This window comes from Bradyrhizobium sp. 192 (assembly GCF_023100965.1).
GTDB lineage: Bacteria > Pseudomonadota > Alphaproteobacteria > Rhizobiales > Xanthobacteraceae > Bradyrhizobium > Bradyrhizobium symbiodeficiens.
Window position 1 is genome coordinate 4,090,791 of sequence record NZ_CP064690.1, and the last position, 21,616, is coordinate 4,112,406.

The 21,616-nt window shown below is 65.1% G+C and carries 19 protein-coding genes; 8 read left to right on the forward strand and 11 right to left on the reverse strand.

Translation table 11 applies throughout. The features are described from left to right. The 5 genes from IVB24_RS18565 to IVB24_RS18585 form a co-directional block, all read right to left on the reverse strand. Positions 1–1,278 carry a beta-ketoacyl-ACP synthase gene (locus IVB24_RS18565; protein WP_094974766.1) on the reverse strand — a complete coding sequence of 426 codons (1,278 nt, stop codon included), beginning with the start codon at positions 1,276–1,278 and terminating at the stop codon, positions 1–3. Between the two features lie 19 nt (positions 1,279–1,297). Further along, positions 1,298–2,503, reverse strand: a complete 1,206-nt coding sequence (locus IVB24_RS18570) for a beta-ketoacyl-ACP synthase (protein ID WP_094974765.1) — start codon at positions 2,501–2,503, stop codon at positions 1,298–1,300. Continuing rightward, positions 2,500–2,970: a 3-hydroxyacyl-ACP dehydratase FabZ family protein gene (locus IVB24_RS18575; RefSeq protein WP_247774040.1), complete on the reverse strand. Its 471-nt coding sequence runs from the start codon at positions 2,968–2,970 to the stop codon at positions 2,500–2,502. The genes IVB24_RS18570 and IVB24_RS18575 overlap by 4 nt, the downstream gene beginning before the upstream one ends. A 10-nt stretch (positions 2,971–2,980) precedes the next feature. Next, positions 2,981–3,268, reverse strand: coding sequence for an acyl carrier protein (locus tag IVB24_RS18580; protein WP_094974763.1), 288 nt, complete (start codon positions 3,266–3,268; stop codon positions 2,981–2,983). Positions 3,269–3,491: 223 nt separating this feature from the next. Next, a complete protein-coding gene (locus IVB24_RS18585; RefSeq protein ID WP_094974762.1) occupies positions 3,492–3,833 on the reverse strand; it encodes a hypothetical protein in 342 nt (113 codons plus the stop codon). A 313-nt stretch (positions 3,834–4,146) separates the two neighbouring features. On the opposite strand from IVB24_RS18585, the gene IVB24_RS18590 reads away from it, so the two are divergent. Next, a complete protein-coding gene (locus IVB24_RS18590; RefSeq protein ID WP_247774041.1) occupies positions 4,147–4,776 on the forward strand; it encodes a ParB-like protein in 630 nt (209 codons plus the stop codon). Between the two features lie 29 nt (positions 4,777–4,805). Here IVB24_RS18590 and IVB24_RS18595 read toward each other — a convergent pair whose 3' ends face one another. Next, on the reverse strand, positions 4,806–4,961 hold the full coding sequence (locus IVB24_RS18595; protein WP_166469712.1) for a hypothetical protein: 156 nt from the start codon (positions 4,959–4,961) through the stop codon (positions 4,806–4,808). Between the two features lie 646 nt (positions 4,962–5,607). On the opposite strand from IVB24_RS18595, the gene IVB24_RS18600 reads away from it, so the two are divergent. Both IVB24_RS18600 and IVB24_RS18605 read left to right on the forward strand, forming a co-directional pair. Next, the gene (locus IVB24_RS18600) at positions 5,608–5,775 is read left to right on the forward strand and encodes a hypothetical protein (RefSeq protein WP_162848641.1); all 168 of its coding nucleotides are present in this window, start codon (positions 5,608–5,610) and stop codon (positions 5,773–5,775) included. Beyond that, positions 5,772–8,348: a cation-translocating P-type ATPase gene (locus IVB24_RS18605; protein ID WP_247774042.1), complete on the forward strand. Its 2,577-nt coding sequence runs from the start codon at positions 5,772–5,774 to the stop codon at positions 8,346–8,348. Before IVB24_RS18600 ends, IVB24_RS18605 begins: the two co-directional genes overlap by 4 nt. On the opposite strand, the gene IVB24_RS18610 is transcribed toward IVB24_RS18605, so the two are convergent. The 3 genes from IVB24_RS18610 to IVB24_RS18620 form a co-directional block, all read right to left on the reverse strand. After that, positions 8,345–8,848, reverse strand: coding sequence for an MgtC/SapB family protein (locus IVB24_RS18610; protein ID WP_247768026.1), 504 nt, complete (start codon positions 8,846–8,848; stop codon positions 8,345–8,347). The genes IVB24_RS18605 and IVB24_RS18610 overlap by 4 nt on opposite strands. A gap of 10 nt (positions 8,849–8,858) precedes the next feature. Beyond that, complete coding sequence (locus tag IVB24_RS18615) at positions 8,859–9,437, reverse strand: peroxidase-related enzyme (protein WP_247768027.1); 579 nt, start codon at positions 9,435–9,437, stop codon at positions 8,859–8,861. 217 nt (positions 9,438–9,654) lie between these two features. Next, on the reverse strand, positions 9,655–11,412 hold the full coding sequence (locus IVB24_RS18620; RefSeq protein WP_166469708.1) for an ATP-binding protein: 1,758 nt from the start codon (positions 11,410–11,412) through the stop codon (positions 9,655–9,657). Positions 11,413–11,833: 421 nt separating this feature from the next. Between IVB24_RS18620 and IVB24_RS18625 the strand changes: the two genes are divergently transcribed. Beyond that, positions 11,834–12,802 carry a catechol 2,3-dioxygenase gene (locus tag IVB24_RS18625; protein ID WP_247768028.1) on the forward strand — a complete coding sequence of 323 codons (969 nt, stop codon included), beginning with the start codon at positions 11,834–11,836 and terminating at the stop codon, positions 12,800–12,802. 212 nt (positions 12,803–13,014) lie between these two features. On the opposite strand, the gene IVB24_RS18630 is transcribed toward IVB24_RS18625, so the two are convergent. After that, a complete protein-coding gene (locus IVB24_RS18630; RefSeq protein ID WP_247768029.1) occupies positions 13,015–16,536 on the reverse strand; it encodes a molybdopterin cofactor-binding domain-containing protein in 3,522 nt (1,173 codons plus the stop codon). Continuing rightward, a complete protein-coding gene (locus tag IVB24_RS18635) occupies positions 16,536–17,018 on the reverse strand; it encodes a (2Fe-2S)-binding protein (protein WP_247768030.1) in 483 nt (160 codons plus the stop codon). Before IVB24_RS18635 ends, IVB24_RS18630 begins: the two co-directional genes overlap by 1 nt. Before the next feature lie 267 nt (positions 17,019–17,285). On the opposite strand from IVB24_RS18635, the gene IVB24_RS18640 reads away from it, so the two are divergent. The 4 genes from IVB24_RS18640 to IVB24_RS18655 all read left to right on the forward strand — a co-directional run bounded on the left by IVB24_RS18640 (position 17,286) and on the right by IVB24_RS18655 (position 21,519). After that, the gene (locus IVB24_RS18640) at positions 17,286–18,743 is read left to right on the forward strand and encodes a 6-hydroxynicotinate reductase (RefSeq protein ID WP_247768031.1); all 1,458 of its coding nucleotides are present in this window, start codon (positions 17,286–17,288) and stop codon (positions 18,741–18,743) included. Continuing rightward, positions 18,740–19,636 carry a UPF0280 family protein gene (locus IVB24_RS18645; protein WP_140478619.1) on the forward strand — a complete coding sequence of 299 codons (897 nt, stop codon included), beginning with the start codon at positions 18,740–18,742 and terminating at the stop codon, positions 19,634–19,636. Before IVB24_RS18640 ends, IVB24_RS18645 begins: the two co-directional genes overlap by 4 nt. A 15-nt stretch (positions 19,637–19,651) precedes the next feature. Beyond that, positions 19,652–20,236, forward strand: coding sequence for an amino acid synthesis family protein (locus tag IVB24_RS18650; protein ID WP_247768032.1), 585 nt, complete (start codon positions 19,652–19,654; stop codon positions 20,234–20,236). An 80-nt stretch (positions 20,237–20,316) separates the two neighbouring features. Further along, complete coding sequence (locus IVB24_RS18655; protein ID WP_247768033.1) at positions 20,317–21,519, forward strand: ABC transporter substrate-binding protein; 1,203 nt, start codon at positions 20,317–20,319, stop codon at positions 21,517–21,519. Positions 21,520–21,616 lie beyond the last annotated feature (97 nt).

Sequence of the window (21,616 nt, forward strand, 5' to 3'; positions counted from 1 at the left end):
TCAGGCCGGTTCGCGGGTCAGGATCAGCGAGGCGTTCTGGCCGCCGAAGCCGAACGAGTTCGACATCACCGCGGTGACGCGGGCGTCGCGCGCCTTGTTGCCGACGACGTTGAATAGGATCGTCGGATCCGGCGTCTCGTAATTGATCGTCGGCGGGATGCGCTGATGCTCGAGCGTGAGCAGCGAGAAGATCGCTTCCACGGCGCCGGCGGCCGAGATGGTGTGGCCGACCATCGACTTGTTGGACGTCACCGGAATCTTCTGCGCAAGCTCGCCGAACACGGCCGATGTCGTGTTGAACTCCATCTTGTCGTTCTCGGGCGTCGCGGTGCCGTGCGCGTTGATGTGGTCGATCTGGTCCGGCGTCATGCCGGCATCGGCCAGCGTCTTGTTCATGCAGCCGATGATCGGCTTGCCGTCGGGAGACGAGCGGGTGCGATGGAAGGAATCGGTGAGCTCGCCGCAGCCGGCGATCACGCCGAGGATTTTTGCGCCGCGCGCGGTGGCGGCTTCGTAGCTTTCCAGCACGAGCGCGCCGGCGCCTTCGGCCATGACGAAGCCGTCGCGGTTCTTGGAGAAGGGGCGGGAGGCCGCCTGCGGCGGATCGTTCTGGGTCGACAGCGCCGAGAGCAGCGAGAAGCGCACGAGGGCTTCCGGATTCACGGTGCCGTCGGTCGCCACGCACAGCGCAGCGTCGGTCTCGCCGCGGCGGATCGCCTCGACACCGAGCTGGATGGAGGTGGCTCCGGACGCGCAGGCCGTCGACAGCGAGATCGGCGAGCCCTTGGTGCCGAAGGTCTCGGCGAGATACGCGGCCACCGAGCCGAACATGAAGCGGTGGTGATAGGCGCTGTACTTGCCGCCGCCGGAGATGCGCAGCAAATCGTCATAGGTGAAGTCGGGCGCGCCGACGGCGCGGCCGAGCTCGCGGCGCTGCGGCCATTCGACTTCGACCGGCGCAACCGCGAGGAAGAGGGGGCCCGGGAAATCGGCCTTGGCGCCGATGCCGGCCTGCTCGAGCGCTTCCTCCGTCACGATCTCAGCCATCCGTTCGGACAGGCCGGTGGAGGAGAACGGATCGACGCTGACGAAATCCACCGTGCCGGCCATCGTGGTCTTGAGGCCGTCGACCGGAAAACGCGTGATGGTACGGATGCCGGATTCGCCGGCGACGAGCTTGGCCCAATTGTCGGCCTTGCCGGCACCGAGCGAGGTCATGATGCCCATGCCGGTGACGACGACGACGGGACGCCCGAGTTTGTCGCGTGGTGCAGTCATGTCGATCCCCCGGGGTGAGCTAGCCAACTGCCTCGACCAGCGCCATGCCTTCGCCGCGCCAGTGTCCGGCTCCGACCACCACAATCTGGGTGGGCGCTCCCTGCATTTCAATCTCGGTGCCGGTGGAATCGTTCGGCGGGAATAGCGCACCGCGCGAGATCGACAGCGCGGCGAGCGCGATGCCGAGCGGGAATTGCGTCTCCATGGTGTGGCCGAACATCGTGCCGGTCGAGCGCACCGGGAAGTCGGCATGGCCCTTCAGGAAGCCATGCTCTTCGCTCGTCGCGGGCTCTGCGCCGGTCGCGCCCGAGATGATCGCGCCCTTGCCTTCGCGCCGGGGCAGTTTGGCCCACAGCTGCTCCAGCGTCGCGGCCATGTCGCCGGGCTGCTTGCGCCGGGCGAGGTCGGCGACGACGCTCGTCAGTCTGGCGAACGGCTTGGCGCCGCGCGCTTGCGCATGCGCCTTCGACTCCAGCACCAGGAAGGCGCCGGCAGATCCCAGCGCGAAGCCGGCGTGGTCCTTGCGCGCCCAGACAGGAGCGAATTTGTCCTTGAGGTTGAAATCGCCGAATTCGTAGAGGACGAGCAGATCCTTGCGCTCGCCATTGTGCGAACCGCCGACCAGCGCGATGTCGCTCTCGCCCGAGGCGATGCGCGCAAGCGCAATGCGGGCGGCATCGGCGCCGGCGACCTCTTCGCCCATGAAGGTGCGCGAGGTGCCGCCGAGCCCGTGCACGATGGCGATGTTGCCGGCGAGCAGGTTGGAGAGCTGCGCCAGGAACAGCGTCGGCCTGAGATCGCTCATCAGGCGCTCGTTGAGGAAGCCGGGCGCGTTCGCGCCCTTGGCCTCGGCCGTCAAGACGCCGGTGTCGACGTTGAGATCGCGCTCGCCGCCGCCGGCGGCCACCACCATGTCGATCTTGGACAGGATGTCCTTGTTGCCCTTGATCCCGGCGGAATCGAGCGCAAGCCCGGCGGCGTAGGTGCCGATGCGCTGCCAGGCTTCCATCTGGCGCTGGTCGCCCTTCTTCGGGATCTGGCTGTCGAAGCTGACCGGCATCAAGGGATGCACGATGTAGGGCGCAAAGCGCTTCTCGTCGACGTTGATGCGCTTCTCGGAAAGCGCGGCCCAGTTGGCGTCCAGGCCCTCGCCGAGCGAGGTCGCGAGTCCAATGCCGGTGATCCAGACTTCGGTCTGGCCGGGCTTCGAAGCAGTGTCAGTCATGGCAATACGGCCTGTTGCGGAAAGCCGACGCGCTCGGCGACTTTCGCCATGTAGCCGCGGATATCCGCATTGGGGAAGGGGATCAGCGTGAAGGTCAGCGCCGAATTGGCGCGCAGCTTGCCGCCGACCCTGATCTTGGCTTCGGTCATGGCATAGCCCGATCCTTCATGGACGAGGCTCGCCTCGATGCTCATGAGATCGCCGGGGAAGACCGAGCCGCGGACCTTGGCTTCCTTCACGGCGGCCAGGATCGGCATGCGTTCGAACTTCAATACGCCGAGCTGGAGCCAGCCCGAGGCTTGCGCCATCGATTCGATCAGCAGCACGCCGGGCATCAAGGGGTAACCCGGGAAGTGCCCCTCGAAGACGGTGCTCTCCTTGGGGACCTGGGCTTCGACGACGATCGTCTTCTCGTCGACCTTGAGGTCGACGATGCGATCGATCATGTGGAAGTATTCGAGTTGCATGACCGCGCCCTTAGGCGCCCGCGCCCTTGGCCGCAACCAGTTCGTCGATGCGGGCGCACAGATTCTTCAGCACGAAATACTGCTCGGTGGTCGCCTTGCCGTCGTTGACCTCCTGGGTCCACTTTTCCAGCGGCAGCTTGATGCCGAATTGCTTGTCGATCGCAAATGCGATGTCCAGGAAATCGAGGCTGTCGATGCCGAGATCGTCGATGGCATGACTATCCGGCGTGATCGTGTCGCGCGGGATGTCGCAGGTTTCAGCGATGATCGTGGCGACCTGATCGAATGTGGAAGACATCACTAAGCCTTTGATATATTGCGGGTATTTATCAGATTGTCCAGAGTGGCACGGTGGGTGGGCATCGCGCCCCTGATGACGCCCTCAACCCCCCTCTGGCCGGGTCGAAAGCCCGTATATCGGAGCGAAGCCCTGAGTTCAATGGAGCCGGGCAGGCGGCGAGACAGGGCTGGGGATGCCCCGCTGGGTGTCCCTTACCGCCGGGGCCGGCGGTCAGGCGGGCCTAGATATGCGGCGTCGTGATCTTGGCGCAGTCGCGACGGCCCATCAGCACGCAATCCTGGGTCCGGCGCAGGTCGGCGATGCTGACCGCGAGCCAAATTCCGATTGCAGTCAGCGCGATGGTAAAGGCCAGCGCCGCGATGTTGGCGAGCATGCGATGGCGGAAATCGTCCGGCTCGGCGCGGGGTTGCTCATAGCGCGACAGGTCGAGCGGTTCGGGCGCGACACGCAACGGCTGCACGGTACCGCTACCGCGGTGGGCCGCGGGGGAAGGCGAGGTGCGCGGCCTGAACTGGAGCACCCGGTGCTCGTCGTCAGAGCTTATGGGCCGCTGGGTCGTCATGGGGCGGGGATCACTCCAAAGCAACGATTTCAGATAGCATACGTGATGAACACGTCGCAGGAAATCTTCTCAATACCCGCGTGCATTCGTGCGCTTGCACTATTTGCGCATGGACCGGTGTGGAGCGATTGCGGAACCGCCCCTTATGCCGATACCGGGGCACGAGGGTTGCGTTGCAACAACAACCAAGGTTGCACCGCCTACATCGGCTTGTGATCTCGGTGTCCTCGCGAACACGTTTTGCCGCCGCATGGCCCATGTCATAGTCGGGAACCTGAACCGTCAGGTGCATCCGTCCGAAAGGCCTTCGACCATGACCACGACCAACGCGCGCGAGCCGAGAGTGCATCCGGTCCCGATCCTGTCGCTCCGGCCGACGCAGATGACGGTCGGCATGCGCGAGGTCAAGGAGAAGCGCAAGCGCTGGCGCGAGCACGACAGGAAGAAGCAGGCCGATCTGCTCGGCAAGCACATGATCCCCGTCGTCTACGGCCCCGATGCGCGGTACTATGTGATCGACCATCATCATCTCGGCCGCGCGCTGCACGACGAAGGCGTCAAGGAGGTGCTGGTGACCATCGTTGGCGACCTCCGCATGGTCGAGCGCGAGGCGTTCTGGGGCGTGATGGACAACAAGCGTTGGGTCTATCCTTACGACGCCAAGGGCGAACGGCGACGGTTCCGCGAGCTGCCGAAATCGGTCGCCGATCTCAAGGACGATCCGTTCCGCAGCCTTGCCGGCGAATTGCGCCGCCTGGGCGGCTTCGCCAAGGACACCACGCCGTTCTCCGAATTCCTGTGGGCCGACTTCCTGCGCCGAAAGGTCTCGCGCAAGGTCGTGGAGGCCGATTTCGACAGGGCACTCGAGAAGGCGATATCCGCAGCCAAGAGCAAGGACGCGATCTACCTGCCCGGCTGGTGCGGTCCGGAGGACGACGATTAGGACGGCGGGAATCGCGAGCCGTGATGCCATCAGTCGCGCTGGAAGATCCTGGCGCCGGGATAGGCGCGGCGAGCGTAGGTGACCACCAGCGCGCGGTCCTGGGTGTCCAGGAAGGGCGTTCGGATCCGGTGCGACCCGACGATGAGGTGCCACAGGCCATTGAGCTTCTGGATCACGATCTTCATTTGGATAGTCCTCGATGACTCCACATTCCAGCGGATGCCCCGCGTCGTCGCATTGCCTGGGATTGCAGACGCGGCTGTAACATTCCGATCGCCGCTTGCATTCCGCCGCAAAACACGCCGATGATCGTTAGTTGGTGATGGCTTGTGCCCTGATAAGCCGAATCCCATCACAGTCGCTTGAGTGAAATCAATTTCCGCGCCCATGACACCGTCCTGAAACAGAGCCGTCCCATTTCTATGGGGTAGTCGAGCTCACACAGGAGGCGAACAATGCGCCGTCTGGTTTTCGTAATTTTCTTGCTCGCGATCGCTTCGGCAGGAATTTCGGCATCGTTTGCCGCGGTTCATCACGCCAAGTCGTTGACGTTCGCGGAGCGCTTTGCTCCGGCGCTCGAGTTGATGGCGAAGCGCTAGCGGCGTAGCGCTCTGCCGCCACGAGCGATGCAGGGGCCGATCGATCCGGTGTGGACATCACGTCGCACCCGTCGACCGGCCAGATGCGGCGGTGGCCGGATCAGGCTTGACCTGCCGCAAATCTGCGTCGCTGCGGTCGGGTAAAGTTTGCCTGCATGATTGCCGAAGCAGCGTTGCGCCCCGATGGCGAGGGCGAGGTCGGTTCCAGGTCATGCTGGCCGGAGACACGACCATGAGCCTCATCTTTCGCATCGTCTTCATCGTCGCCGGCGCGCTCACCGCGTTGTTCGTCGCGCGTGACGCCCTGAACTTCACCATCATCCAGACCTTCGTCGCCGTCTTGCTCGTGACAGCCGTCGTGGGCGCTGGAAGTCTCTGGAGCATGCGGCCGAAGACGTGAGCAACGCAGAACGCGGCAGTCCGGCCGGGCTTAGCGAAACCGAGGCCCGGCTGCGGCTGCAACAGGACGGTTACAACGAACTGCCGCGGCCCGAACGGCGCACGCCGCTGCGCATCGTTCTCGATGTGCTGCGCGAGCCGATGCTCGCGCTCCTTTTGTGCGGCGGGCTGGTCTACCTGCTGCTCGGCGACCTCCGCGAGGCCTTGCTGCTCGTGGCATTCGGCGCCATCTCCGTCGTGATCACGATCGTGCAGGAAACCCGCACCGAGCGCGTGCTGGAGGCGTTGCGGGAGCTGACCAGTCCGCGAGCGCTCGTGGTCAGGGACGGCGAGCGCCGGCGCATCGCGGGCCGGGACGTCGTCCGCGGCGATCTCCTCATGCTGGCCGAAGGCGATCGGATCCCGGCAGATGCAGTCCTCGTCAGCGCGCGTGATCTGGCGGTCGACGAGTCCCTGCTGACCGGAGAATCGGTCCCGGTTCGCAAGCAGGCCATCAAGACGCCCGTCGCCAAAGCGTCCTCGACTGAAAAAGCCGCCTTGGCTGAACATCGCCCGGGGGGCGATGACCTGCCGTTCGTGTATTCGGGCTCGCTGGTCGTGCGAGGCGAGGGCCTTGCCGAGGTCGAGGCCACCGGCCCTCGCAGCGAGATCGGAAAGATAGGGCTGTCGCTGCATGGCCTGCAACAGGAGCCGCCGCGGCTGCAGCAGCAGACCGCACGGCTCGTGCGGCTTTGCTTTCTCGGGGGCGCGGCGATCAGCCTCGCCGCCGTCCTGCTCTACGGAACGTTGCGCGGGGATTGGCTGCAGGCGCTGCTCGGAGGCATCGCGATCGGCATGTCCATGCTACCTGAGGAGTTTGCCGTCGTCCTCACGGTGTTCATGGCCATGGGCGCCTGGCGAATTTCGAAGGCGCGGGTGCTGACGCGGCGCGCGGCCGCGATCGAGGTGCTGGGCTCCGCAACCGTGCTGTGCACCGACAAGACCGGCACGCTGACGCAGAACCGGATGTCGGTCGCGGAACTGAGGCTGCCCGACGGGGCGAGCGTGCGCCTGGCGTCGTCGCAGGCGGCGCCTGTGGGAGCAGAATTTTTCGAGCTGGCGCGTTGCAGTGCTCTGGCCAGTTCGGCCGAACCGTTCGATCCGATGGAGAAGGCCCTGCACGCGTTCACGCAGGCGAGCCTGCCGGAGGATGATGAAATCCCGGGAGCTCGGACCTTGATCCGCAGCTACGGCCTGCGCCCCGAACTGCTGGCGATGACCCAGGTTTGGCAATCGTCCCAGGCAGTGTTCGCCTCGGCCAAAGGCGCTCCCGAAGCGATCGCGCGCCTCTGCAAGCTGGATGGCGCGGATCAGGACGCGATGCGGGATGCGGTCGCGGTGATGGCGAAGGATGGTCTTCGCGTGCTGGGCGTCGCCGCCGCGACCTGCGACGGCGAGGCCCTGCCGAACTCGCAGGAAGGCTTTTCGTTTCGCTTTCTCGGTCTCGTCGGGTTGGCCGATCCGCTTCGTCCGCACGTCCCCGAGGCGGTCGCGGAATGCCGTTCGGCCGGCATCCGCGTCGTCATGATCACGGGTGATTATCCGGCGACCGCCCTAGCGATCGCCGGGCAGGCCGGGCTCGACGTCAACGAGGTCGCGACCGGTGAGCAGATCAAGCTCGCGGACGAGGGCGGGCTGGAGGCGCTCGTCAGGAACGTGAACGTGTTCGCGCGGGTGCTGCCGGAGCAGAAGCTGCGGATCGTGCAGGCCATGAAGCGCAACGGCGAGATCGTCGCGATGACCGGCGACGGCGTCAACGATGCGCCGTCCCTGAAGGCGGCCCATATCGGGATCGCGATGGGCGGCCGCGGCACCGATGTTGCCCGCGAAGCCTCCTCGATCGTCCTGCTCGACGACGATTTCGGCTCCATCGTTGCATCCGTCCGCCTGGGACGCCGGATCTACGACAATCTGCGCAAGGCCATGGCCTTCATCTTCGCCGTCCACGTTCCGATCGCGGGGCTTGCCCTGCTGCCCCTGGTTTTCGGACTGCCTCTGGTTCTCGGCCCCGTTCACATCGCGTTTCTGGAGCTGATCATCGACCCCGTGTGCTCGCTCGTGTTTGAAGCCGAGCGGGAGGAGCGCGATGTCATGAGCCGCCCGCCGCGGCGTGCCGATGCTGAGCTGTTCTCGTGGGCCTTGGTCGGCTGGAGCGTCTTGCAGGGCGTTGTTGCATTTGTGTCGATCGCCGCGATCTTCGTCGTCGCGCTTCGTTGGGGTGTTCCGCCCGAAGAGGCGCGCACGCTGGCCTTCATCGCGCTCGTCGTCTGCATCGTCGCGCTGGTGCTGGTCAACCGGTCCTTCAGCGCGTCCTTCCTGTCTGCCTTCTTCCGTCCGAATCCGGCATTGCTCTGGATATTCCTGTCGATCGCGTCCATTCTCGCCGCGGCCCTGTTCTGGCCGCCTGCGTCCAGTCTGTTCCGGTTCGGTCCCCTGCACATGGACGATCTGATGGTCACGCTCGGCGCGGGATTGCTGGTGCTCACGGTGCTCGAACTGCTGAAGCCGATATGGGGACGGCGATTGCGATTCTAGACGCCGTCCCGGGAGCCGGTCTTCGGCGCAGCCTCCGCATGGTGCGGATCTTCCTTGCCGCCGAAGGCGCGATGCAGCCAGCGTTCGACGCGGCGGCCGATCGTAAGCAGCACGAACGTGAAGGCCAGCGCGACCAGCACGATCTTCCATTCTCCGGCGCCGCAGGCAATGCCGAGACAGGCGGCGAGGAAGGTGCAGGCCGCGCTGGTGAGGCCGCGCACGCGAAAACGATCGCTCTCGTGGACGATGACGCCGGCTCCGAGGAAGCCGATGCCGGTCAGGATGCCCTGGATCACGCGGCTCGCCGCATCGGTGATCTTGCCGGGCTCGGCGAATTGCACCGCGAGCAGCACGACGGTTGCGGTGGAGAGCCCGACGATGCCGAGCGTCTTCAGTCCGATCGGCTTGCCGTGCAGGTCGCGGTTGAGGCCGATCGCGCTGCCGGCGAATGTCGCGGTGCCGAGGCGCAGCAGGATTTCGGGCCAGTCCATCCCGGTCATGTCTTGTCCGTCACGTCTTCGGCACGCGTCCCATCAGGTAGAATTCGTCGTTCGGGCGCATGCCCGTGAAATTCGCCAGCCGATTCGACAGCGCGAAGAAGGCAGAGATCGCGGCGATGTCCCAGATGTCGTCGTCGCTGAAGCCGTGCGGCGCGAGTGCGGCGAAATCGTCCTCGGAAATCCGCTGCGCGTCGGCAGAGACCTTCATCGCGAAATCGAGCATCGCCTTCTGCCGCGGCGTGATGTCGGCCTTGCGGTAGTTCACCGCGACCTGGTCGGCAATGAGCGGGTTCTTGGCGCGGATACGCAGGATCGCGCCGTGGGCGATCACGCAATACTGGCACTGGTTGGCGGCCGAGGTCGCGACCACGATCATCTCGCGCTCGGCCTTGCTGAGGCCGCTGTCCTTCTCCATCAGCGCGTCGTGATAGGCGAAGAAGGCGCGGAACTCGTCGGGACGGTAGGCCAGCGTCAGGAATACGTTCGGCACAAACCCGCTCTTCTCCTGCACAGCGAGAAGGCGCGTGCGGATGTCATCGGGTAGCGTATCGAGGGCGGGGGCGGGGAAGCGTTGCGCGGGCTTTGTCATGGCATGGATTCCGGCTTGGGGCCGGAGACCATAGTCGATGCGGACGAGAGGCTCCAGAGGTGTCGCGAGGCTGGTGCGCCGGACGCAGCGCAGCACTGCTTCAGCGGTGCGTTGCAGAGCCGGGGCCCATATTTCCGGGAGTGCAGTCTATGTGGCGTGGGTCCCGGCTCTGCGCGGCAGCGTTGCACGCTGCAGCGCGTCCGGGAAACGCGAGTGGCTACCGCAGCGGTTTCTTCAAAAGCGAGAAGCGGTCCGGATCGAGCCCCATCGAGGGCTGCAGCATCGGGGCCTCGACGTTGGAGAGCGTCTTGGCGGGCGGAGCCGAAAACACCGGATCGTTCGGCACGTCGCGCTGCGAGGTGGCCCCGCGCCAGCGTTCGAGCACGGCGCTGACGAAATGCATGTCGTGGCCGGAGGTGACCGATGGCACGCTGCTGATGGTGGCCTCGCCGCGCGGCAATTGGTGCGGGGGCACCTCCTTGAAGCGCAGCCGGGTCGGCAGCGCGACGCCTTCGCCGAAGGCCAGCACTTCACGCGTGCCCAGCGAGGGCACGAAGGAGAGCAGGTTCGCGGCGGCGTCCGACACTGCGGCGCGCAGCAGCGCCTGGTCGCGCTCGTTGGCAAGCCGCATCGTGAACAGCGTGTTGCACTGGGAGATGATGGTGGCATCGAGCTCGGCCGGACGCTGAGTGATGAGACCGAGATAGACGCCGTATTTGCGGCCTTCCTTGGCGATGCGTGACACCGCCTTGCGGGTCGGCCCGAATCCGACGTTGCGGTCCGCGGAGGCGTAGCGATGCGCTTCCTCGCAGACGAACAGCAGTGGCGAGACACCGTCGCTCCACAGGCCGAAATCGAAGGCCATGCGGCAGAGCACCGAGACGACGGAATCGATCACCTCGGCCGGGAAGCCGGCGAGTTGCATCACCGTCATCGGCTTGCCGTTGGCGGGGAGACGGAACAGCAGGCTGATGACTTCGGCCATGGTGTCGCCGCCGACATTGGCGTTGTCGAACATGAAGGTGTAGCGCGGATCGTTGCGCACGGCCTCGATGCGCGAGATCAGCTTGTGATAGATGATGCGCGAGGAGCGATTCTCGAGCTTGCCCATCCGCTCGTCGATCAGCGACAACAGGTCCACGAGGCGGTACGGCACGGGGGTGTCGACGGTGTAGCCGATCTGCTTGGGATCGATGCGCTTGAGGCCGATGCGGTCGGCGTTCTGGTATTGGGTGTAGACGCCCTTGGCGAGCGGGATCACCTCGGCCAGGATGTCGAGCTCCTCGGGCACGCCGGCGCGGCCGCCGAACAGCACGTCGACGATTTCCTCGAAATTGAACAGCCAGAACGGCAGCTTCAGGTTTCGCGGGTTGAGCACCAGCGCGCGGTCGCCGAAGCAGCGGCCATATTCGTTGTGCACGTCGAGCAGGAAGATGCGCAGGTTGGGACGCGCCTTCAGGATCTCGTTGAGCAGCAGTGACACGCCGGTGGATTTACCGACGCCGGTCGACCCCAGCACCGCAAAATGCTTGGACAGCATTTCCTCGACATCGACATAGGCGACGACGGAGCGGTCCTGCTGGAGGAAGCCGACATTGATCTGGTCCGAGCCGGTCGGCGCGTAGATCGTGCGCAACTCCTGGCTGGTAATCAGATCGACGGCATCGCCGATGGTCGGATAGTTGGTGACGCCGCGCTGGAATTTCGGCTTGTCGCTGGCGTTGAGGATCTCGCCGAGCAGGTCGACCGAGGCAACAGCGATATAATTGTCGCTGCTCGACAGGTTCTCGCAGGACACCTCGGTGATCATCGCGACGATGACCGAACTGGAGCTGCGAATACTGACGAAGCGGCCGACGGTTGCCCGAACTTCCGAGATCGGCATCTGGCTTTCCGCCAGCAGCCCGACCCGGGCGAGCGATCCGCGGACCGAAATCACGCGTCCAAAGGATGTCACGATGAATGAACCTGGCATGAGCGAGGAATTTAACCCTGACTATGCGAGCCGGGGCTGGACAAACGGTTAAGCAGCAGGTGCAGGCGTTTTCTTAAATCTGCGACAATTCGGTCGATAGGTTTGTTCCGAATGCATACTCGGCGCCGGAATCGGCTGAAAAATGCTGCTTTTCCAGGCCTTTGAGCATAAATTCAATTAAGGAAAATTTTACCATCCGGGCACTCCCTCGGCTGTTTGGAGGACGGCTGGTCACGGCGGTGCGCACCGGGTTGCACCGAACTGCACACGTTGATTTGTTGACGGGACCTAATCATTTGTACATTAGTACAAATGAACCCGCGGCCTTCAGTGCCGCCCGGACGCATGAGCCAACTATCAGCTCTGCATCCGGATGCGAGATCCGGTCAGGCGGATCGCAGCCAATGCCGTGGAGGAGACCATGCAGCCCGAACCGATCCTCGATCTCGCTCATCTCGGTCATATGGAACTGCTAACGCCCAAGCCCGACGAGAGCCTGAAATTCTTCGTCGACGTCATGGGCATGACCGTCAGCGGGCAGAAGGGTGACTCCGTTTACCTGCGCGGCTGGGACGATTACGAGCGCTATTCGCTCAAGCTGACGGCGTCCAAGACCTCGGGCATGGAGCACATGGCACTGCGCGCGCGCAGCCAGCAGGCGCTGGAGCGCCGGGTCGCCGCGCTGAAGGGCTCCGGCTTCGACATCGGCTGGATCGACGGCGACATGGGACAGGGGCCGACCTTCCGCTGCCGCGATCCCGACGGCCACATCGTCGAGCTCTATTACGAGACCGAATGGTATCAGGCGCCGCCGGAGCTGAAACCCGGGCTGAAGAACCAGGCGCAGCGCTTTCCTGCGCGCGGGGTCAATGTCCGCCGTCTCGATCACCTCAACTGCCTCGCCGTCGACATCAAAGCGAACCGCGAGTTCTTCGAGAATTACCTCGGCTGCCGCCTCACCGAGCAGATCGTCCTCAACGACGGCCGTGAAGCCGCGATGTGGCTGACGATGTCGAACAAGAGCTACGACTTCGCCTATTCGCTCGACCATTCCGGCACGCCCGGCCGCTTTCACCACGTCACCTACGCGCTCGACAGCCGCGAGGAGATTCTCCGCGCTGCCGACATCTTCCTGGAGAATGGCATCCACATCGAGACCGGCCCGCACAAGCACGCGATTCAGCAGACCTTCTTTCTCTATGTCTACGAGCCCGGCGGCAACCGCGTCGAGGTCGCCAATGCCGGCGCCCGCCTGATCCTCGCGCCGGACTGGAAGCCGATCGTGTGGACCGAGGAGGAGCGCAAGAAGGGGCAGGCGTGGGGGCTGAAGACGATCGAGTCCTTCCACACCCACGGCACGCCGCCGGTGGAGATGAAGAAGCACGGGTGACTTAAAGCAGGTGAGCTGGCGGGGTCCGAGCAAGCGCCTCGTCCTTCGAGACGACCGCTTCGCGGTCTTCTCAGGATGAGGCTAGTCTGAGGCAGCTTTGCCTATCGAACTGGCGCCACGCACCCTGTCCTCATCCTGAGGGCTCGCCGCAGGCGGGCGTCTCGAAGGATGGCCACAGGTGAGCTTCCAGCCAAGCCTTTCTTTGTACTGCCTCAGTGCGCTGACGCCCGTGCGCGCGCGATCGTCTCGCGGACGCCGGGCCATGCTGGCTTGTCGGGCGCAAATTGGCCGCGCAGGAAGGTGACAAGTTCCTCGATCTGCGCGTCGCTCATGCTGTTTCTGAACGCGGGCATGTAGCCGAGGTCGCTCGACACGGGTTCGGCGATGCCGTGCAGGATGACCTGCACGAGATTGTCCGACGTTGCGCTATGCAGATTGCTGTTGAGCGCGAGGGAAGGCCGGGAGCCGAACAGCGGCAGGCCGCCGACCTCGTGGCAGACGGCGCAGGCGCCTTGGTAGAGTCGCGCGCCAGTGGAAGAGCCGGACGTGACCTGCGTTGCGCTCTCGAGCTTTGCGGCAAGCGCAGGCGCATCGGCGGCGGCGTCGTTGAACGAATTGAGATAGACCGCCATCGCGCGGATGTCCTGGTCCGGCAGGGCCTTGAGGTCCCGGACAACAGGTGCCATCGGGCCGGCGGCGACGCCGTGATAGCGCGAATGGCCGGTGCGCAAATAGGCGAACAGTTCGTCCTCGCTCCATGGGATCGGCGCATGCGAGAGCGAGGTCAGCGGCGGCGCCTCCCAGCCCTCGGCAAAGCCGCCGGCGAGGTAGGCGTTGCGCTGCTCGGCGCCCAACGCATTGCGCGGCGAATGGCAGCCGCTGCAATGGCCGAGGCCCTCGACGAGATAAGCGCCGCGATTCCAGGCCTCGGACTTGGTGGGATCGGGCTTGAATTCCTTTGTCTGGTGGAAGAGCGCATTCCAACCCGCGAGCAGCGGGCGCAGGTTGAACGGGAAGGCGAGCGTGTTCGCCGGCGCCGTCGCGCGCACTGCAGGCTGCGCCATCAGGTGGGCGTAGAGCGCCTGCATGTCGGCATCACTGGTCTTCGAAAAATGCGTGTACGGGAAGGCGGGATAGAGTTGCCGTCCGTCGCGGTGCAGCCCGTCGCGCATCGCGCGCTCGAAGGCTGGGTAGGACCAGGCGCCGATTCCAGTCTCGACATCAGGCGTGATGTTGGTCGCGTAGATCGTGCCGAACGGTGTCTCCAATGCGCGGCCGCCGGCGTAGAGCGCGCCATTGATCGTGGTGTGGCACTCAGCGCAATTGCCGAGCGCTGCGAGTTGCTCTCCGCGCGCAATTGTCGCGGCGGAATAGACCGATATATCCGGTCGCGCGATCGGCGCGATCGCGCGTCCCGGCAGCAGCGCTGCGCCGATGCCGATCGCGGCGGTGCAAACCGCCGCAATCGTCGCGACAATGCCGGCGCGTTTGGCGAAGGGATTCTCCCAGATGCGCGACGGCTGCGGCGGAACGGGCGCGGGCAGGGCCTGCGGCGTCGCCGGTGCAGCGCCGTGCAGTCCCCTCAGGATGCGTTCGGGCGTAAATGGCGGCTCGCGAAAGCGCACACCGGTGGCATCGAAAATCGCGTTCGCGATCGCCGCGGCGCTCGGCACCGAGGCGGATTCGCCGACACCGAGCGGCGGCTGATCCGCCCGCGGTAGCATCAGCACGTCGATCTTGGGCACGTCGGGGAAGGGGATGATCGGATAGGCGCCCCATTCCCGCGCGGCCACCGCGCCGCGCTCGAACGAGATCTCCTCCATCAGCGCGCGGCTGGTGGACTGGATGACGTTGCCGTGGATCTGGTGGCGGACGCCGTCCGGATTGATCATCAACCCGGAATCCTGTCCGGCGACGACCCGCGTCACGCTGACATCGCCGGTCGTCTTGTTCACCGCGACGTCGGCGACCCAGGCCGACCACGCCGCGCCATAGCCGGGAAACTTGCTGTGGACGTAGAGCGCATAGGCGAAACCGCGCCCGTGCACGACTTCGCCGTCTTTCTCTTCGCGCACCGGCCGGGGCGTCCAGCCCGCGCGCTCGGCCACCGCGTTGACGAGATCGACGGCGCGCTGGTCCTTCAGATAGCGCAGGCGGTATTCGATCGGATCGACTTCGGCCTCGGTCGCGGCTTCGTCGATATAGGATTCGTGCGCAAACGTGTTCGGCAGCGCGGAGACGCCCCGGAACCAGGAGGCGCGCACGATCGGCGGCATGTCGTGGGCGACGACACGCATGTGGTCGTAATCGTAGGGCGGAATCGCGGTGCGGTCGCCCATCTGGAGCACGGTGGGCTCGGATGGAATGCGCCCGGTGAGCAGCAGCGCCAGCGTCGGCGCGGCGTTCGAAGGATAGCGCGTGGCGAGATCGTAACCGGCGATGCCGCCGTCGGCATCGAGCCCGCCATTGACATCGATGAGCTGCGCGGTTCCCTTGGGCTCCCAGGCGTGCTCCTGCTCGCGTGTGAGCTGCACGCGCACGGGCCGCCCGACCGCGCGCGACAGCAGCAAGGCGTCGGCGGTGACATCGTCAGCGCAATTGCGGCCGTAGCAGCCGGCGGCCTCCAGCCGGATCACCTCGATCTCGCTCTCGGGTCGCTCGATCAGCAGCGCGAGGTCGCTGCGCAGCACATGCGGATTTTGCGTGCCCGACCAGACCCGGATATTGCCGTCGCTAAAATCGGCAACCGCACAGGATGGGCCGATCGAGGCATGCATCTGATACGGCCACACGTAAGTGCGCTGCATCGGCTTGGCCGCGTTCGATATCGCCGCGTCGACGTCGCCCTTGTCGATCAGCGTGCGCGGCGTCGAGGGATTGGCGCGCAGCGCCGTCTCGACGTCGGAAAGATCGGTCAACGCCGGCGTCGGCTTCCAGCTCACCTCGAGCTGCTCGGCCGCGCGGATCGCATTTTCCTCACGCTCGGCGACGACACCGACGAAGTCGCCGATGCGAACCACGGCGACAAGCCCGGGAATTTCACGCACCGAGGATTCATCGACCGCGATAAGGCTGGTGCCGACGAACGCACCGGCATCGACGCCGGCATAGGGCGGCCGCACCACGCGGCCGTGCAGCATGTCGGGGACGCGGATATCGTGGACGAAGGTCAATTCGCCCGTGGCCTTGGCGGGCAGGTCGACGCGCGGCATCGACTGGCCGACGATGGCATAGTCGCCGACCGCCTTGACGGTGACGTCATCGGCCAACTCGAGGCGGATCGTCTCACTGCCGATCAATTCGCCATAGCTGACGCTGCGATTGTCGCGGCCGCGCACGAGGCCATCCTCGATTCCGAGCTCCGCCGCAGGCAGCTCCAGTCGCTCGGCCGCGCGCGCGATCAAAAAATGCCGCGCTTGCGCCGCGGCCTTGCGCAGCGGCACGGCTGTGATCTGGATGGTCTCGCTCGCGATCGTCGCGCCCTGGTTCGGCACCACCGCAGTGTCGCCGAGCACCACGACGACGCGCGCAAAGGAGACGTCTAGCTCCTCGGCGACGATCTGGCCGAGCGCGGTGCGGATGCCGGTGCCGAGATCGACATGGCCGTTATAGGCGCTGACCGATCCATCCGCGGTGATGCGGATGAAGGTCTCGGAGGTGAGCTCGTCCACGGTGCGGACGACCACGAGCGAGCCGGATTGGCGCTCAGCTCCATCAGGGGCAGGGGAGGCCATCAGTCAACGGCCTCGGTGAGCTGGCCTGAAGCGCGCATCACGGCGCGCAGGATTTCGACATGGGCGCCGCAGCGGCAGAGATTGTAGCGCAGCGCCGCGAGCGCTTCCTGCTCGGTCGGCCGCGGGTTGATCGCGAGCAGCGCCTTCGTGGTCATGATCATGCCGTTGAGGCAATAGCCGCATTGCGCGGCCTGCTCGTCGATGAAGGCCTGCTGAACCACGTCAGGCTTGTCGCGCGTGCCGAGCCCTTCGAGCGTCACGATGTCGCGGCCGACGCAGCCACTGATGGGGATCACGCAGGAGCGGGCCGGGGCCCCGTCGATCAGGACAGTGCAGGTGCCGCATTCGCCGACGCCGCAACCATATTTCGGGCCATTGAGCGCGAGGTCGTTGCGCAGCACGTAGAGCAGCGGCGTCTCCGGCGCTGCGGCGACCTCGTGGATCGCCCCGTTCACGGTGAGGCGGATCGGTGTCTGCGTCATCCTCGTTTCCAAGCGCTCGGCCAAGTCGTGTCGAAATCCAAGTCGTGGCGAAAATCTACGTCGCGACGATACCGTTTGTACACAAACGTGCAAGCCGTGCATGCCGCACTGCAGCGCGACTGCCTTCTTTGTGGACAGGGCGGATAGGCAAATGAGGTTTTATGCAGCAGCCGCATCTTTTGCGCTGCACCGCCGCTTGACAGCCATCCGGGGCGCGCGCACCATCGTTCGTACACGAATGATAACCGCGGTCTCGCTGGCTCTGACATGGTGATGGAAACGACGAGCGCTGCTATCGACAAGATCCGCTGCGATGCTTGTCCGGTGATGTGCTACATCAAGCCGGGCGCCGCGGGCGCCTGCGATCGCTACGCCAACCACGACGGCAAGCTCGTTCGCGTCGATCCGCATGTGATCCTGGAGCGCACGGTCTCGCATGGCGGCAAGCTGGTCCCGTTCAGCCGCACCGAAGATTGGGACGGCAAGATCGTCCACGAACCCTCGACCTTCGTCACCGCGATCGGCGCAGGCACGACCTATCCCGACTACAAGCCGGCGCCGTTCATCGTCTCTGCGGAGGTCGACGGCGTCGACATGGTGACGGTCGTCACCGAGGGCATCTTCTCCTATTGCGGAATCAAGGTGAAGATCGACACCGACCGCTATCTCGGGCCAGAGACTGCGACCGTCCGCGCGCAGGGCGAGGCGGTCGGTCACGTCACCACCAGCGAATACGGTTCGCAGATGCTGTCGCTCGGCGGCGTGCATCATCTCACCGGCGGCTCCAAGAAGGAGGGCCGCGTCACCTGCGACACGCTGATGGATCTCGCCAATTGCAAGGCGGTCGAGCTCACCGTCGACGGCGGCGCGAGCGTGGTGGTGCAGGCCGGCCAGCCGCCGATCGTCAACGGCATGAAAGAGGAGCGCATGCGGGTCGGCTGCGGCTCGGCGACGATCGGCATGTTCGCCAAGCAATGGCACGGCAAGGTCGACGAGGTCGTCGTGGTCGACGACCACATCACCGGCGTGCTCAGCGAGCACCAGGCCGGCAAGCTGCTCGACATCGCCGACACCGGCATCAAGATGAAGGGCCGGCGCTCGACGCCCGGCCGCTATTTCCAGGTCGCCGATCCCGGCACGGGGTGGGGTGGGACCAACATCTCCGATCCACTCGCGATCCTCGGGCCGTTCGATGCCAAGGAAGCAAAGCCGGGTCTCTCGATGCTGATGGTCTCCACCACCGGCGAGCATTCGTCCTATTACGTGCTCGACGAGGCCCTGAACCCGGTCGAGACCGAAATGCCTGCCGACCTGAAGTTCTCGGTCGAGCGCATCCAGGAGAATTGCGAGCCGGCGCTGTGCACGGTGCTGTTCATGGCAGGAGCTGGCGGTTCGCTGCGCGCGGGCGTCACTGACAATCCGGTGCGGCTGACACGGTCGGTGAAGGATGCGCTGACGCGCGTCACCAGCGGCGGCGCGCCGGTCTATGTCTGGCCGGGCGGCGGCATCACCTACATGGTCGACGTGACGCAGATGCCGTCAGGTGCGTTCGGCTATGTGCCGACCCCGGCGCTGGTCGCCCCGATCGAGTTCACGATGAAGCTGTCCGACTACGCTGCGCTCGGCGGTCACATGGATTACGTGAAGCCGCTCGCCGAGGTGCAGGCCGGTGACGATGTGCGTCAGCTGCCGTGGCAGAACCCGATCCCGGGACCGCGGTCATGACGAGGCTCCCGCAAATCGCATTGCTGTCTGATGGCCGGCGGCTGCATTTGCAGGATGGTCCGATTGATCTGGTCGTTGAGGCGAGGGGACGCGCGGACGATGTGCGTGCGGCTTACGAGGCCGCGGCACGGCGGTTGACCGGGCTGCTCGACGAACTCTGCGCCGAACTGCCGGAGCTGCGGAGCGCCGCCGGCAGGCGCACTTCGCTGAAGGGCGTGGTTGCGCGTCGGATGCACGCCGCTGTCGCGCCTTACGCCTCCGATTCCTTTATCACGCCGATGGCGGCGGTTGCCGGGAGCGTGGCGGAGGAGATTCTGGGTGCCATGATCGGCGCTGCGACGCTGGACCGTGTCTATGTGAACAACGGTGGCGATATCGCGCTTCATCTCGGCAAGGCCGAATATTTCTCCGTCGGCCTGATGGACCGACCTGATCGCGACGGCGTGATGCGGACGATGCGGGTGGATGCCGATGATCCCGTGCGCGGCATCGCGACCAGCGGACGGCACGGCCGCAGCTTTTCGCTCGGGATCGCCGATGCAGTGACAGTGCTGGCAGCGACGGCGTCGCAGGCGGATGCGGCTGCGACGGTGATCGCCAATGCCGTCGATCTGTCCGGGCATCCCGCCATCATCCGGATGCCGGCAAACGAGCTGCAGCCCGACAGCGACCTCGGCGAGCGACTTGTAACCCGCAATGTCGGTGTATTGTCGCAGAATGAGATCGCGATGGCGCTCGAATCTGGCGCGGAATGTGCACGTCAATTGTTCGATCGCGGATTGATCGAGGGTGCCGTCTTGCAGCTTTGTGGTGATATGCTTGTCATCGGACCGAAAGAAATTGAACGGCAACGAACGCGTCCGCTTCTGCTGGAGAACGCGGTCTGTGCCTGAACGGGGAAGCGAAGCATGAGCGCGATCATCCGCAAGATCGTCACCGTCGTCGAAGAGACGCAGATGGAGATGGGCCGCCAGGTCTCGCCGCCGACCCGGCGCGCGGCGGCGATTGCCGTCATCGAAAATCCCTTTGCCGGAAAATATGTCGAAGACCTCTCGCCGCTGATCGCGATCGGCGAGGAACTGGGCGAGCTTCTGTCGAAGCGCGCGGTGGCGGCGCTCGGCATCGATGGCGCCAAGGCGCAAAGCTACGGCAAGGCCGCGGCCGTCGGCGAGAACGGCGAGCTGGAGCATGCCGCCGCGATCCTCCATCCCAAGATGGGCACGCCGGTGCGCAAGGTGCTGAGCAAGGGCGCGGCGCTGATCCCGTCGTCGAAGAAGCGGAGCGGGCCGGGCACGACGCTCGACATCCCGCTCGGGCACAAGGATGCCGCCTTCGTGCGGAGCCATTTCGACGGCATGGAGGTGCAGATCAACGACGCACCGCGCGCCAACGAGATCATGGTCGCGGTCGCCGTGACCGACAGCGGCCGTCCGCTGCCGCGCGTCGGCGGGCTGACGGTTGCGGAAGTAAAGGGCGAGGACGGTTTGAGATAGAACTCGGAGCGGGAGGCGGGCACAGCCTCTCCGATGAGATCACGCAGAAGACGTAAGAGAGTTCAAAACTGGAGGTTGGGATGCGAGCTAGAAATTACTTCGTCGGCGCGGCCTTTGCGCTTCTGGCGGGCGGCATGGCTCATTCGGCCGTGGCGCAGGACATCAAGATCGGCGAGATCAACAGCTATTCGCTGCTGCCGGCGTTCACCGAACCCTATCGCAAGGGCTGGCAGCTCGCGGTCGAAGAGATCAACGCGGCCGGCGGTATCAACGGCAAGAAGCTGGTTGTGATCTCCAAGGACGACGGCGGCAAGCCGGCGGATGCGCAGACCGCGGCGAATGAGCTGGTGTCGAGCGAGGGCGTTGCGATGCTGACGGGCACCTTCCTGTCGAACATCGGCCTTGCCGTCAGCGACTTCGCCAACCAGAAGAAGGTGTTCTTCCTCGCGGCCGAGCCGCTGACGGACGCCGTCACCTGGTCCAAGGGCAACAAGTACACCTTCCGCCTGCGGCCCTCCAACTACATGCAGGCGGCGATGCTTGTCGAGGCGGCCGCGAAGCTGCCCGCAAAACGCTGGGCGACCATCGCGCCGAACTATGAATACGGCCAGTCCGCAGTCGCCGTCTTCAAGAAGCTGATGTCGGAGAAGCGCCCTGACATCCAGTGGGTCGACGAGCAGTGGCCGCCGCAGGGCAAGATCGACGCGGGTCCGGTGGTGCAGGCCGTTGCCGCCGCCAATCCCGAGGCGATCCTAAACGTCACCTTCGGCGCCGACCTCGTCAAGCTCGTGCGTGAAGGCAATACCCGCGGCCTGTTCAAGGGCCGCGAGGTCGTGTCGTTCTTGACCGGCGAGCCGGAGTATCTCGATCCGCTCAAGGACGAGACGCCGGAGGGCTGGATCGTCACCGGCTATCCCTGGTACTCGATCAAGACGCCCGAGCACGATGCGTTCCTGAAGGCCTACCAGGCCAAGTACAACGACTATCCGCGCCTCGGTTCGATCGTCGGCTACCAGACCATCAAGGCGGCCGCCGCGATTCTGGCGAAGGCGGGCTCGACCGATCCGGAGAAGCTGATCGCCGCGGCGGAGGGAATCTCCATGCCGTCGCCGTTCGGTGAGATCACCTTCCGCAAGATCGACCATCAGTCGACGCTCGGCGCTTACGTCGGCAAGACCGCGCTGAAGGACGGCAAGGGCGTGATGGTGGATTCGGTCTACAAGAAGGGCGCGGACTACCTGCCCAGCGATGCCGAGGTCGAGAAGCTGCGTCCGAAGAATTGATCACCACTGCCGTAGGGTGGGTTAGCCCTGCGGACTGCGCGTAGCGCAGACCGCTTGGCTTAACCCACCACGGTCTACACTCTCAGAACCAGAAGAG

What these genes read in the sequence shown, in the direction of transcription:
- IVB24_RS18595 (WP_166469712.1), bottom strand. Translation starts at nt 4,961, where the DNA reads ATGAAGATCGTGATCCAGAAGCTCAATGGCCTGTGGCACCTCATCGTC.
- IVB24_RS18600 (WP_162848641.1), top strand. Translation starts at nt 5,608, where the DNA reads ATGAGCCTCATCTTTCGCATCGTCTTCATCGTCGCCGGCGCGCTCACC.
- IVB24_RS18570 (WP_094974765.1), bottom strand. Translation starts at nt 2,503, where the DNA reads ATGACTGACACTGCTTCGAAGCCCGGCCAGACCGAAGTCTGGATCACC.
- IVB24_RS18610 (WP_247768026.1), bottom strand. Translation starts at nt 8,848, where the DNA reads ATGACCGGGATGGACTGGCCCGAAATCCTGCTGCGCCTCGGCACCGCG.
- IVB24_RS18620 (WP_166469708.1), bottom strand. Translation starts at nt 11,412, where the DNA reads ATGCCAGGTTCATTCATCGTGACATCCTTTGGACGCGTGATTTCGGTC.
- IVB24_RS18615 (WP_247768027.1), bottom strand. Translation starts at nt 9,437, where the DNA reads ATGACAAAGCCCGCGCAACGCTTCCCCGCCCCCGCCCTCGATACGCTA.
- IVB24_RS18655 (WP_247768033.1), top strand. Translation starts at nt 20,317, where the DNA reads ATGCGAGCTAGAAATTACTTCGTCGGCGCGGCCTTTGCGCTTCTGGCG.
- IVB24_RS18630 (WP_247768029.1), bottom strand. Translation starts at nt 16,536, where the DNA reads ATGGCCTCCCCTGCCCCTGATGGAGCTGAGCGCCAATCCGGCTCGCTC.
- IVB24_RS18625 (WP_247768028.1), top strand. Translation starts at nt 11,834, where the DNA reads ATGCAGCCCGAACCGATCCTCGATCTCGCTCATCTCGGTCATATGGAA.
- IVB24_RS18565 (WP_094974766.1), bottom strand. Translation starts at nt 1,278, where the DNA reads ATGACTGCACCACGCGACAAACTCGGGCGTCCCGTCGTCGTCGTCACC.
- IVB24_RS18650 (WP_247768032.1), top strand. Translation starts at nt 19,652, where the DNA reads ATGAGCGCGATCATCCGCAAGATCGTCACCGTCGTCGAAGAGACGCAG.
- IVB24_RS18635 (WP_247768030.1), bottom strand. Translation starts at nt 17,018, where the DNA reads ATGACGCAGACACCGATCCGCCTCACCGTGAACGGGGCGATCCACGAG.
- IVB24_RS18575 (WP_247774040.1), bottom strand. Translation starts at nt 2,970, where the DNA reads ATGCAACTCGAATACTTCCACATGATCGATCGCATCGTCGACCTCAAG.
- IVB24_RS18580 (WP_094974763.1), bottom strand. Translation starts at nt 3,268, where the DNA reads ATGTCTTCCACATTCGATCAGGTCGCCACGATCATCGCTGAAACCTGC.
- IVB24_RS18585 (WP_094974762.1), bottom strand. Translation starts at nt 3,833, where the DNA reads ATGACGACCCAGCGGCCCATAAGCTCTGACGACGAGCACCGGGTGCTC.
- IVB24_RS18645 (WP_140478619.1), top strand. Translation starts at nt 18,740, where the DNA reads ATGACGAGGCTCCCGCAAATCGCATTGCTGTCTGATGGCCGGCGGCTG.
- IVB24_RS18590 (WP_247774041.1), top strand. Translation starts at nt 4,147, where the DNA reads ATGACCACGACCAACGCGCGCGAGCCGAGAGTGCATCCGGTCCCGATC.
- IVB24_RS18640 (WP_247768031.1), top strand. Translation starts at nt 17,286, where the DNA reads ATGGTGATGGAAACGACGAGCGCTGCTATCGACAAGATCCGCTGCGAT.